The following is a 12,097-nucleotide window of genomic DNA, read 5'->3' as shown; positions in this document are numbered from 1 at the left end:
GGATCCCCGGCCGTTCGTATGGCACAAGACGGCCGAGGAGATCCTCGAATCCCTCGCAGCGTACTGCCGACGAATTAACGACTCAGGACACTAGGTCGTTCTCCGTGGATGCTTTCGGTCGACCCGGCGCTTGCGCCGATCGCCGCGAGCCCTGAGTGATCCGCGGAACACAGCCCAGGTCCGCCCCGCCCGGAGCCGGAGCCCGCCTCCGGCTCCGGGCACCACCCGTTCTTCCCCACCCCCCGGGAAACACCATGAAACGCAGAACCCTGCTGTCCGCCGCCGTCGCCACCGCGACGGCCGCTCTCACCACGTCACCCGTTCTGGCCGCGCCGCGGCCCGCCGACCGGTCCGGAGCCACCCCTGCCGAACGCGCGGAGGAGCTCCTCGCCCGCATGGAGACCCGTGACAAGGCCGCCCTGGTGTGCTGCGACTTCGACGCGGTGGCCGCGCTGGGCATCCCGCCGCTGCTGTTCGCCGACGCCTCCGCCGGGGTCCGCGGTGAGACCGGCGTGACCGCCTTCCCCGTGCCCGTCGCCCAGACCGCCACCTTCGACCCCGGGCTCCTGGGAGAGATGGGCGCCGCCATCGCCGAGGAGGCTCGCGGCAAGGGGTTCAACAGCGTCCTGGGCCCCACCGTGGACCTGGCCCGCACCTGGCGCTCGGGCCGCACCGCCGAGGGCATGGGCGAGGACCCCCACCTGGCCGGACGCCTCGGCGCCGAGATCACCTCGGCGATGACCGCGGGGCACGTTGCCACCACCGTCAAACACTTCTCCGCCTACAACCAGGAGTACGACCGGCTCACCGTGGACGTGCGCGTCTCGGCGCGGGCCTTGCACGAGACCCACCACGAGCCCTTCCGGTACGTGGTCGACCGGGTCCCCGCAACGTCGGTCATGACCTCGTACCCCCGGATCAACGGCGTGTACGCACCGCAGAACCCCGACCTGATCGGCGACCTCAAGGACGTGCTGGGCCTGGAGGGCTACACGGTCCCCGACTTCATGTCCGGCGACGACCAGGTCGCCGCCGCACTCGCGGGCATGGACCTCGCGGGCCTGGGGCCCGACGGCGTGCAGATCTCCCCCGAGGACGCCGCCGCGCTCCCCGCCGAGCGCCTGGACGACGCGGCCAGGCGCATCCTCGTCACCATGTTCGCCGGAGGCCTGTTCGACCACCCGCTCCCGCCGCGGCAGGAGAGGGTCGGCACCGTCGCCCACCGGGAGCTGGCCCGCGAGATCGCGGTGCACAGTACGGTGCTCCTCGCCAACGGCGAATCCCTGCTACCCCTGTCGGAGGACGCGAGCGTCGCCGTCATCGGTCCCGCGGACGGCGGCTTCGTCACCGGTATCGAGGGATCGAGCTGGGTGGAGCCGGGGGAGTGGACCACACCCCTGCAAGCGATCCGGGACCGGTCCGGCGGCCGGGTCTCCCACACCCGGGGCAGTCTCGGCGACGTCCCCCTCGACACCGTCCCCGCCTCGGCCCTGCGTTCCCCCGACGGCGGCCCCGGTCTGTCCGCGACCTTCCACGCGGGCCCTGACCTGCAGGGCGACCCCGTCGCGACCGCGACCGCGGACGAACTCGCCTTCGAGGGAGCCCCCGTCGACGGCCTGCCCGACGTGTGGTCGGCGCGCTGGAGCGCTACCCTCACCGTCCCGGCCGACGGCCTGTGCCGCTTCTCCCTCCTTTTCTCCGGGCGGGCCCGGCTCGTCCTGGACGGGGAGACGGCCGTCGACGGCGTCCGCCCCAGCCGCGACTTCCAGTTCGGCCCCCACACCTACCCCCTGCACGCGGTGCGCGAGTTCTCCGCGGGCCAGGAGGTGGGGGTGGTCGTCGAATACACCAACGACGGCTCCTTCCTCGGCGCGACCGACCTCCGGTTCGGTTGGCAGCCCGAGTCCGGTATCCCCGAGGCGGCAGAGGCCGCCGGATCCGCCGACGTCGCCGTGGTCGTGGTCAACCGGGTCGCGGGGGAGAACATGGACCACGCCTCCCTCGCGCTCCCCGGGGACCAGGACGCCCTCGTGCGGGCCGTGGCCGCCGCCAACCCGAACACGGTGGTGGTGCTCAACACCGACGGACCCGTCCTCATGCCCTGGCTCGACGGCGTGGGCGCGGTGGTCCAGACCTGGTACGGCGGCGCCGAGGCCGGATCCTCCCTGGCCTCGGTCCTGTACGGCGACACCGACCCCGCCGGGCGCCTGCCCCTGACCTTCCCCGCGGGGGAGGACCAGGGGCCGGGGAGCACCGCCCGCACCTACCCCGGGGAGGAGGGCGCCGTGCACTACGACGAGGGGCCCGGCATCGGCTACCGCTACCACCGGCGCCACGGCCAGGAACCCCTGTTCCCCTTCGGCCACGGTCTGTCCTACACCTTCTACGAGTACACGTCCCTGGGGGTGCACCACGACCGCGGCGCCGACGAACTCGTGGTGGGCGTCAGTGTCCGCAACAGCGGCGAACGCGCGGGCCACGAAGTGGTCCAGGTCTACGTCGGCCTGCCCGAGGAGGCGGACACCGCCCCGGAGCAGCTCAAGGCCTTCCACAAGATCCGTCTCGACCCCGGAACCCGCGAACGGGTCGAACTGCGTGTGCCCCTCACCGACCTGCACACCTGGGACGGGGCGGCCGGGAGGAGGCGCCTCACCCCCGGCCTGTACCGGGTGATGGTCGGCCGATCCGTCGCCGACCTCCCCCTGGCCAGGAACATCAGCCTTCGCTGAGCCCCGGCTCGTTCGGCCCGCCCGGACCCCCTCCCGTGACTGGGGGCCTCCGGGCGGGCCGCGACCCCGCACACCGGGCGCACCCTCGCAGGGCGCCCCACGGGGCGCTGATCCTCCACGGACCGTCCATCCGTCCCGTGAATACCGGGTATCACGGATTCGCTCTTTCCTGTGATGTGGAACACATGCAGGCTTGGCGTGTGGGTGGCGAAGCCGGACGTGAGGGCACCGCCGCCCCCACCACCAGCCCGACCGCCGTGGGAAGGAACGGTAGACATGGCGCGATCCCCGGACGGTGAGTCCGTCATCACGCGGGCGGTCAGAATCCTCGACGCCTTCGGTCCGGAATCGACGGTCCTCAGCCTCAGCGAGGTCAGCCGCCGCGCCTGCCTTCCGATCGCCACCACGGCCCGGCTGGTCAAGGAGATGGCCCGCCACGGGCTGCTCGACCGCGACGAGCACAGGCAGGTCCTCATCGGCACGCGCATGTGGGAGCTGGCCGAACGGGCCTCACCGGTCAAGGATTTGCGGGAGGCGGCCCTCCAGTACATGGGCGACCTGCACTCGGTGGTCGGCCACTCCACCCAGCTGGGCGTCCTGGAAGGCGATGACGTGCTGTTCGTCGAGAGGCTCACCGCTCCCGGATCGGTCGTCAACGTCACGCAGATCGCGGGCCGGCTCCCCCTGAACGCCTCCTCGGCGGGCCTGGTCCTGCTCGCCCACGCACCGGACAGCCTCCGTGAGCGCGTCCTCCGAGGGCCCCTCACCTCGTACACCGAGCACACCCTCAGCAGTGAACAACCGCTGCGCACCGAACTGGCCGAGATCCGACGGCGCGGATTCGCCTTCTGCCCCGGACACATCCACCCCGACGCGACGGGCATCGCGGTGCCGGTGCGTCGCAACGACCGTGTGGTCGCCGCCATGGGGCTCGTGGTGCCCGACGACGACAACGCGTGGACGTTCAGCCGTCCCCTCATGCTCGCCGGCCTGGCACTGAGCCGCGTGCTGGCCGGCACCGGCCGGGGACGGACGGACAGCGTGCTCCGCCCGGCAGCCCGGAGCTGACCGGACGGTCGAGGCCACGGACGCCGACCGGCGGGAGCAGCGGATCCGCGACCTCCACGCCCCCCGCTCCGAACACCCCGGGCCACGCGGGAAGCCTCCCCCGGGCCGGTGCCGAGGTGCCCTCGCCCCCCACCGGTCTTCCACCCAATGGAACGCCCGTGGCCTCGGGGGTGCCGCACGTCCGATGCTCGGAGCCACACCCCGCCCCACGAGGAGCTCCCATGGCGATGAAGCCGTCCACCGCGGCCCCGGCGAACAGCGGCACGGCCGCCGCGATGCCGCTCCGGGTCTCCCGCAAGGCCGCCGAGGCCGACGGGGTCGTGACCCTGACGCTCACCCGCGCTGACGGCGGCAGACTCCCCGACTGGGCCCCCGGCGCCCACGTCGACCTGGTTCTGCCGCACGGGCCCACCCGCCAGTACTCGCTGTGCGGTGACCGCTGGGACGCCCGGTCCTACCGGGTGGCCGTCCTGCGCGAGCCGGCCGGCCGGGGCGGCTCGTCCTTCGTCCACGACCATCTGCGGGAGGGGGACCTGGTCGGCCTGGGAGGACCCCGCAACAACTTCCCGCTCGCCCCGGCACGCGAGTACCACTTCGTCGCCGGCGGAATCGGGATCACCCCGCTGCTCCCGATGATCACGCAGGCCGACAGGCTCGGCGTGCCCTGGCGCCTGCTCTACGGGGGCCGCACACGCTCGTCGATGGCCTTCGCCGACGAACTGTCGAGGAGCCACGGCGACCGTGTGTCCGTCGTGCCGGAGGACGAGTACGGCCGCCCCGACCTGCGGGGCTGGCTACCGGAGCCCTCCCCGGAGGCCAAGGTGTACGCCTGCGGCCCGGCGGGCCTGCTCACGGGGGTGCGGGACACCTGCGCCCGCTGGCCCGCCGGTCGCGTGCGCACCGAGCGCTTCGTCGCAGCGGCAGGGGCGAACGGTGCGGGCGGCCGCGGGTTCGACGTGGAGCTGCGCCGTTCGGGCACCACTCTCACGGTCGGCCCCGACAAGTCTTTGCTCCAGGTACTCGCAGAAGCGGGCGTCCCCGTCCTGTCGTCCTGCCGCCAGGGTCTGTGCGGCACCTGCGAGGTCGCCGTCCTCGACGGCCTCCCCGAACACCGCGACTCCATCCTCGACGAGGCCGACCGGGCCGCCGGCGACTGCATGTTCGCCTGCGTCTCCCGGTCGCGTTCCGAGCGGCTCGTCCTCGACCTGTGACCGCCCCGGACCAGTGACCCACCACAGGAGGCCCCAAGCGATGGCTGCCACCCAGACCACCCCCACCACAGCATCCCTCGACGAGGACCCCTTCGCTCCGCAGGTACTGGAGAACCCCCTGCCCTTCCAGGCGCGGCTGCGCGACGCCGGAGCCGTCGTCCACCTGCGACGCCACGACGTCCACGCGCTGGCACGGTACGAGCACGTGCACACCGCTCTGACCGACTGGCAGGCCTTCCAGTCCGCCGCGGGGGTGGGCCTGGCCAATTTCCGGCACGAGAAACCGTGGCGCCCGCCGAGTCTGCTCCTGGAGGCCGACCCGCCCCTGCACGACGCACCACGAACCGTCCTGGGCGCGATTCTCGGACCGCGAGCGATCCGTCGGCTGCGCGAGGCCTGGGCCCAGGAGGCCCGGCAGCTCGTGGACCGGGTGGTGGACCGGGGGACGGAGTTCGACGCCGTCACCGAACTCGCCCAGGCCTTCCCCCTGCGGGTGTTCCCCGACGCCGTGGGCCTGACCGCCGAGGGCAGGCACCACCTCCTGCCCTACGGAGACCACGCCTTCAACGCCTTCGGGCCGCCCAACGCCCTCGTCGCCAGAGGGGCGCCGCGCGTGGCGCAACTCTCGGCGTGGATCGACAGCCGCTGCGCCCGCGAGAGGCTGGCCCCCGGCGGGTTCGGCGCCGCGATCTGGGCGGCGGCGGACCGCGGCGACATCACCGAGGACCAGGCGCCGCTCATCGTCCGCTCCCTGCTCACCGCCGGGGTGGACACCACCGTGCACGCGCTGGGGGCCGTCCTGTACGCCTTCGCCACCCACCCCGACCAGTGGCGACGCCTGCGCGAGGACCACCGCCTCGCACGGGTGGCCTTCGACGAGGCGGTGCGGTGGGAGTCGCCCGTGCAGACCTTCTTCCGCACGGCGGTGGGCGACGTCGAGATCGCGGGGACCACCATCCCCGACGGCGGCAAGATCCTGATGTTCCTGGGTGCCGCCAACAGGGACCCGCGCCGGTGGGACGACCCGCACACGTTCGACATCGAGCGGGACCCCTCCGCCCACGTGGGCTTCGGCATGGGGATCCACCAGTGCGTGGGGCAGCACATCGCGCGCCTGGAGGCGGAGTGCCTGCTCGTGGCCCTGGCCGAACGCGTCGAACGGATCGATTTCGCGGGTACTCCGCGTCGGCACCTCAACAACACCCTGCGCGGGTGGTCCTCCCTCCCCATGCGCGTCCGTCCCGCCTGACCAGCGGCCAGGGCTACTGCATGACGGTGTGGTGGGGGTGGTCCAGTGAGGCCGGGCAGTAGTGGACGCCGAAGGAGTAGCCGCGGCCGATGACCAGACGCTCCAGTCCGCCGGGTTCCAGACTGCTGATCTGGAGCAGGTATTCCATGGCTGCCCCGCATGCGCATTCGACGGGGAAGGGGTCGGTGAGCCCCCATCGTTGGAAGCCGCCGAGTTTCATGCCTGACCGGCTGGAGGCGTCGAAGTAGCTGGGTTTGGGGATCACGTGCCCGCTCTGGGGGACGTCCTCCTCCCACTCCATGACGCGGCGGGCGAGGTCCTCGGGGAGGGAGTCGTCGCAGGGGTAGTCGGTGATCTCCTCGACGGCCAGGGCGCAGGGCGGGAGTGCGTACCCCCCGGCGCTGGTGTGGGGGTGGGGCTGGTCATCGAGGGCACGCAGGTGGGTGGTGTCGTGCCGCCAGCGGAGGGTGAGCCAGGGGGTGAAGCTGTGGCCGTCGGCGTGGGGCGGCGCGGGGTGGTCGTTGGGGCACCACAGGACCTGGAGGAGGGTGGCGCCCCCGGGGAACCCGTGCCCGTCGGGGAGGTCGTGCGCGAAGAGTTGGAGGACGGGCTGCAGGGCGACGGGTTCGTCGAAGCGGACCTCGGCGGCACCGTCACCGAGGTCGTGGCTGTGGTGGAGGAGGTCGCAGGTGGGCCAGGGTTCGTCCGTGGGCCACAGGAGCGGGCCGCCGACCGAGCTGTCCTCGGGACCCGGCTCCCCCAGGTGCGGGTGGAGCAGGAGGGCGGGTCTTCCGTACTCGTGTAGTTCGGGGAACGCGGCGAAGAGCTGGTCGTATTTGCTCGCGGGGACGGGGCGGGTCATGTGGGGGCCTTGATCGTGGGGGATTTTCGGTGCCAGGGCAGGTTAGCGGGGACCGCCGACGTTCCTGGCCGTTGGCGTTGCGCGGGAGAATCATGGCGGACGTGGCCCATCGAGCGCTCAGGAGGTGGCCGTGACGGACGAGGTACAGGCCCGGGAACTCTTCCGGTTCGCGGACCCGGGGCAGAGCGTCTCCGTGGAGGTGGAGTTCCAAGACCCCCTGACCACGGGTCAGGAGCGCTACTTCACCGCTCGCATCGTGCTGGAGAGCGGCTTCGTCAGGGGGCGGCTCGGGCTGCTGCTGGCGTCCAGGGACCTGGATGACTGGGAGCGCTGTCTGGACGCCCTCCGAGCAGGGGAGCGGGCCACGTGGCCTTCGGGTGATCGGGTCGCCTGGTTGGAGGTGGCCCCGGAGGATCCGGTGGAGGTGACCGTGCGCGATTCGCCCTCGACGCAGATCGTGGTGCGCGTGCCGATCGACGTGACGGATGACTGGTTGGAGGAGAACCGGGTGCGGCTGGCGCGTGTTCGCAAGGCCGTGGAGCGGTGAGAGGAGGGAGTACAGTTCCTGATCGCCGCAGCCACCGCGGAAAGGCCTCGGGGCACGGCCGCAGCCGCCCCGGCCCCGACAGTGTTTCCGCAGCCGCTCCCGGGGCTGCTGGTGGGGGAGCGCACCCCGGTGGACCCGATGCCCTTCCCGCTGCGCACCCGATCCCGCCCGGTGCCCGCTCTCTCGGGCTAAGCGCTGTCGACGACCTCGTGCAGGCGCAGCCGCCGGTTGAACCCGCCGGCCACCCTCGCGACGACGGTGCGCGGCAGCAGGCGCGCGGGCCAGGTCAGGAGCCGGTTCACGGCCCGGCCGGGGTAGGACACCGCGCGCCGCCGGGCGTAGTCGTCCAGGGTGTGGGCCGCGACGGTGGCCGCCGGGTCGGCCTGGGGGCCGATCGTGGCTGAGGTGCCGTCGAAGAAGCCGGTCGCGATCGCGCCGGGGTGCGCTGCCATGACGTGGACGCCGGTGGCGCGCAGCTCCTCCGCCAGCGCCTCCGTGAAGGAGAGCACGAAGGCCTTGGTCGCGGCATAGCTGGCCTGGTAGGGCATGGGCTGGAAGGCAGCGGTGGAGGAGACGTTGATGATCCCGCCGGAGCCGCGGGCGACCAGCTCGGCCCCGATCGCGTGGGTCAGCGCGAGCAGGCCGCTGACGTTGAGCCCGACGGAGCTCAGCTGCGGCCCGAGCGGGCGGCCGAGGAACGGACCCACGCTGCCCGCGCCGGCGTTGTTGAGCAGGAGGTCGACGGTCAGTCCGCGGTCGCGCAGCTCCCGCAGGATCTGCTCCGGGCCGCCTGGAGCGGCGAGGTCGCCGACGATCACCTCGGCCGCTGAGGCATCCGGTGCCCCGGTGCCCGGTCTGCCGTGCCGTTCCCGGATCTGTGCGGCGAGCTCCTGAAGGTCCCCCTCCGAGCGGGCCAGCAGGATCACCCGCGCTCCCCGGCGCGCCAGCTCCAGCGCGTACGCCCGCCCCAACCCCTTGGACGCGCCCGTGACGAGGGCGGTGACACCGCGGTAGTCGTCTCCCACAAGTCCTCCATTGATTCGAGTCTCGAACCATCAAGCTAGCATGATCCTTCGATCCTCGAAACGTCGGTAGGATGGGGGCATGACCACACCCGAACTCACCGCGGTGGTCGCCGCGACCCACGACATCTGGATGCGGACCAACGACCTGATCGGGCAGGCACTGGCCGGACACCAACTGACACCGGCGACGTTCCAGGCGCTGTGGGCCATCGACCCGGCCGAGCCGCCGCCTTCGATGAAGGTGATGGCCGAGCGCCTGTACTGCAACGCCCCGAACCTGACCTTCATCACCAACCAGCTCGTTGACCGTGGTCTGGTGGAGCGCGCGGTGGACCCTGCCGACCGCCGCTCCCGGGCCCTGGTCCTGACCGACAAGGGCCGCCTGGTCCGCGACGAGCTGGTCGCGACGGTGCTGGAGAAGACCCCGCTGGCGGTGCTGTCCGACAGCGAACTGAGGCAGCTCATGGCCCTGCTGAACCGGACCGTCCGATCCGGCTGAGACGCCGGGCCAAAAGAACGGTCCTGCTCCGCGGGAACCGGCACGAGCCCCGGCCCGCTGGGGCGGGGCTCATGTTGGCGTGTGTCCCGGGGCCGCCGCGACCCCTACCTGTACCTGTGGCCCTGGTTACGTCCCACGAGGAACCACAGGAGGGCCCCGATCAGGGGTGCGATGACGACGAAGATGAGCCAGACGATCTTCATCGCCCCGTCCACCCGCGAGCCGAGGATGCTGAACACCGCGGCGATGATGAACACGACCACGGCCAGTCCCACCAGCAGGGCCGTGATCAGGATGAAGGCCGGGATCGCGGTGTTCATGGTGGTGTCGGCCATTGCCAGCAGTGGCATGTCGTGCCCTTTCGGGTCGGTAGGCGGGTCTGGTCCCCGCGGACCGGACTGCCCCGGGGAACGTTCTCCACGCTAGGCGCGGGTACCCCGCCCGCGCCTCCACCTGCGGGCCACACCGGAGCGACGACCAAAGCGGTACCGTCGCGGGCGCCGGCGTCCCTTTGGTCGGTGCGCGGACCGACTTTCGTCGGTGGGACCGTGCTCCGGCCGCCTCCGCCCGGTCCCGGGGACCGGCCCTTTCGGGTCACCTTCCCCCTTCCCCTCGTGCGGTGGGGATCCGGCTCGTAGAATCGGGTGATCCCGCCGGATGTCCGAACGTGAGGGGTCCCATCCATGGCCGCGTCCACCGATCTGACGGCTTCCTCCGAGTGGTGGCGGGGCCTGACCACGGCCATGGCCACCCATCGCCCGCTCCCCAGGGTGCAGCCGCTGGTCAAGGAACACCTGCGCTGGTACCCCAAAGCGGACGTCGCGCTGCTCAGCCGCGCCTACGCGGTCGCCGACCACCTGCACCGCGAGCAGAAGCGCAAGAGCGGCGAACCGTTCATCATCCACCCGCTCGCGGTCGCCACGATCCTCGCGGAGATGGGTCTGGACACCGCCACCCTGGTCGCCGCGCTCCTGCACGACACCGTGGAGGACACCCCCTTCAGCCTCGCCCACCTGGCCGCCGAGTTCGGCTCCGAGGTCGGGATCATGGTGGACGGGGTCACCAAGGTCGACCAGTCCATGTACGGCAGTGCGGCCGCCGGGGAGACGTTCCGCAAGATGGTCGTCGCGGCCAAGGACGACCTGCGGGTGCTGCTCATCAAGCTCGCGGACCGGGTCCACAACCTGAGGACCCTCCAGTTCCAGCCGCCGCACAAGCGCGTCAAGATCGCCCGGGGCACCCGCGAGCTGCTGATCCCGCTGGCGGAGAGGCTGGGGGTCTACCAGCTCAAACGCGAGCTGGAGGACCTGTGTTTCGAGTACCTGGAGACGGAGGACTCCGAGCGCGTACGGAACCGCACCGAGGAGGTGCGCAGCTCCCACCAGTACGAGATCGACTCCCTGCGCGTGAGCCTGCGGGACGTGCTCCACGCGTTCCGGGTCAAGGCGGAGGTCGTGGTGCGCGAGCGGCACCTGTACTCCGTGTACACCTCCGGCCTGCGCTCGGGGACGCAGGTGGGACCCATGGCCACGGTCAGGTTCGTGGTCGTGGTGCGCGGAGGGGAACAGAACGCCTACCTGGCCCTGGGCGCGGTCCACGGAAGGTGGCGCCCGGTACCCAGACGGTTCCGCGACTTCATCGCCACCCCCAAGTACAACCTGTACAAGGCGCTGCACACCACCGTCGTCACCGAGTCCGGGCGCCAGGTCCAGATCATCATCTGCGACCCCCACGCCCGGGAGGTGTCGGAGTTCGGGATCATCGCGCAGATCCGCCAGGAGACCTCGAAGGACGGCCGCCTCCTCCAGGGGCGTACCAGGGCCGACCCCGAGTGGCTGACACGGCTGCTCGGCTGGCAGGAACAGGCCAGCGCCGAGGACCTGCTCACAGGAGCGCGCACCGACCTGGCCGACACGATCACGGTGCTGACCGGCGAGGGCCGGGTGCTCACCCTCCCGGAGGGGGCGACCCCCGTGGACGTGGCCTACGCCCTGGGGGAGGAGACCGGCAACCACTTCTCCGCGGCCACGATCGGCGGGCGCCTGGCCGGACCCGCCGCCAGGGTGCGCGAGGGCGACACGGTGCGGATCGTCACCACCGACGAGCCCGCACCCGACCAGGGGTGGCTCGACTCGGTCAGGACGGGTGAGGCGCGGGTCGCCATCACCGCCTGGCACCGGGCCCGCGCACGCGAACGCGCCTCCGAGGCCGGGCGCGCCAAGCTCGCCGACCTCCTGGGACAGGACCGGCTGGTCGAGGCGGAGGGCGCCGGAAAGCTGATCGGGGCGGCCCGGCGTATGGGCCACCCCGACATGGAGGACCTCTACGCCGCCCTGGGCGAAGGGCGACGCGATCCCGAGGAGGTCTCCGGCCACCTGTCCTGAGGACAACCCCTGCGGTGCCGCGGCGAAGGCGCGGGGGTGCGCCCCGTCCTCCGCGGTGCGGCGCGACACGCCGGTCTCCCACGTCCCCCGTGACGCGGGCGCGCATCGCAGGATGTACACATGGAAAGTACGCAGGACGAAGGTCAGGGCAGAAAATACGAGGACGGCGACGACCCCATCCAGGTGAGCCTGGTCGGTGGGCCGCGTGCCTGGTCCGGCCTGGTGATGGAGGACGTCTTCACCCGCGACGAGATTCTCGGGGTGCCGTGGGAGGACCTGGGCGCGGACCTGGTTCTTCCGGGCGACGTGCGTTCCGATCCGCCGGTGGCCCGCTACCGGCCCCGTGTCGAGGCCGCCCGCTGGGTGTGGCACTTCACGGGGTGGGAGCCCCCGGAGACGGACCCGGCGGTCGAGGCCCAGCCGGCGCAGCGCACCCGGTAGACCGCCCTTCCGCAGTGAGGGTCGGCCTCGGCATCATGCTGTGGGTCGCGGCCCGCCGCTCCCAGGACCTCCTGGGCGGCTA

General features: G+C 72.0%; 11 protein-coding genes. 8 read left to right on the top strand and 3 right to left on the bottom strand.

Annotated features, from left to right (window positions below; all coding sequences use genetic code 11):
- Nucleotides 1-254: 254 nt before the first annotated feature.
- From ACFWTE_RS28290 to ACFWTE_RS28275, 4 genes are all read left to right on the top strand, one after another.
- Nucleotides 255-2,729, top strand: coding sequence for a glycoside hydrolase family 3 protein (locus ACFWTE_RS28290; RefSeq protein WP_378782970.1), 2,475 nt, complete (start codon nucleotides 255-257; stop codon nucleotides 2,727-2,729).
- A 276-nt stretch (nucleotides 2,730-3,005) separates the two neighbouring features.
- Nucleotides 3,006-3,797 (top strand): IclR family transcriptional regulator, encoded by a 792-nt coding sequence (locus ACFWTE_RS28285; RefSeq protein WP_378782969.1) that lies wholly within the window; start codon nucleotides 3,006-3,008, stop codon nucleotides 3,795-3,797.
- Nucleotides 3,798-4,018: 221 nt separating this feature from the next.
- Nucleotides 4,019-5,008 (top strand): PDR/VanB family oxidoreductase, encoded by a 990-nt coding sequence (locus ACFWTE_RS28280; RefSeq protein ID WP_378782968.1) that lies wholly within the window; start codon nucleotides 4,019-4,021, stop codon nucleotides 5,006-5,008.
- 40 nt (nucleotides 5,009-5,048) lie between these two features.
- A complete protein-coding gene (locus ACFWTE_RS28275; protein ID WP_378782967.1) occupies nucleotides 5,049-6,257 on the top strand; it encodes a cytochrome P450 in 1,209 nt (402 codons plus the stop codon).
- A 13-nt stretch (nucleotides 6,258-6,270) separates the two neighbouring features.
- On the opposite strand, the gene ACFWTE_RS28270 is transcribed toward ACFWTE_RS28275, so the two are convergent.
- Nucleotides 6,271-7,119 (bottom strand): hypothetical protein, encoded by an 849-nt coding sequence (locus ACFWTE_RS28270; RefSeq protein ID WP_378782966.1) that lies wholly within the window; start codon nucleotides 7,117-7,119, stop codon nucleotides 6,271-6,273.
- 130 nt (nucleotides 7,120-7,249) lie between these two features.
- Here ACFWTE_RS28270 and ACFWTE_RS28265 point away from each other — a divergent pair, with 130 nt between their 5' ends.
- Nucleotides 7,250-7,666, top strand: a complete 417-nt coding sequence (locus ACFWTE_RS28265) for a DUF5959 family protein (protein WP_378782965.1) — start codon at nucleotides 7,250-7,252, stop codon at nucleotides 7,664-7,666.
- A 188-nt stretch (nucleotides 7,667-7,854) separates the two neighbouring features.
- Here the strand turns inward: ACFWTE_RS28265 and ACFWTE_RS28260 are convergent, their stop codons facing one another.
- Entirely contained in the window at nucleotides 7,855-8,691 is an 837-nt protein-coding gene (locus ACFWTE_RS28260; RefSeq protein WP_378782964.1) for an SDR family NAD(P)-dependent oxidoreductase, read from the bottom strand.
- Between the two features lie 79 nt (nucleotides 8,692-8,770).
- Here ACFWTE_RS28260 and ACFWTE_RS28255 point away from each other — a divergent pair, with 79 nt between their 5' ends.
- Nucleotides 8,771-9,190: a MarR family winged helix-turn-helix transcriptional regulator gene (locus ACFWTE_RS28255; protein WP_378782963.1), complete on the top strand. Its 420-nt coding sequence runs from the start codon at nucleotides 8,771-8,773 to the stop codon at nucleotides 9,188-9,190.
- Between the two features lie 104 nt (nucleotides 9,191-9,294).
- Here ACFWTE_RS28255 and ACFWTE_RS28250 read toward each other — a convergent pair whose 3' ends face one another.
- Nucleotides 9,295-9,540 carry a PLD nuclease N-terminal domain-containing protein gene (locus ACFWTE_RS28250; protein WP_378782962.1) on the bottom strand — a complete coding sequence of 82 codons (246 nt, stop codon included), beginning with the start codon at nucleotides 9,538-9,540 and terminating at the stop codon, nucleotides 9,295-9,297.
- A gap of 333 nt (nucleotides 9,541-9,873) precedes the next feature.
- On the opposite strand from ACFWTE_RS28250, the gene ACFWTE_RS28245 reads away from it, so the two are divergent.
- Together ACFWTE_RS28245 and ACFWTE_RS28240 are read left to right on the top strand one after the other, a co-directional pair.
- On the top strand, nucleotides 9,874-11,574 hold the full coding sequence (locus ACFWTE_RS28245) for a RelA/SpoT family protein (RefSeq protein ID WP_378782961.1): 1,701 nt from the start codon (nucleotides 9,874-9,876) through the stop codon (nucleotides 11,572-11,574).
- Nucleotides 11,575-11,694: 120 nt separating this feature from the next.
- A complete protein-coding gene (locus ACFWTE_RS28240) occupies nucleotides 11,695-12,015 on the top strand; it encodes a hypothetical protein (RefSeq protein WP_378782960.1) in 321 nt (106 codons plus the stop codon).
- The last annotated feature ends 82 nt before the right edge of the window (nucleotides 12,016-12,097 follow it).

The organism is Nocardiopsis sp. NPDC058631 (genome assembly GCF_042716955.1).
Taxonomy (GTDB): domain Bacteria; phylum Actinomycetota; class Actinomycetes; order Streptosporangiales; family Streptosporangiaceae; genus Nocardiopsis.
Note: the sequence above shows the minus strand (reverse complement) of the source record. Positions and strands in the feature narration are given on the sequence as shown.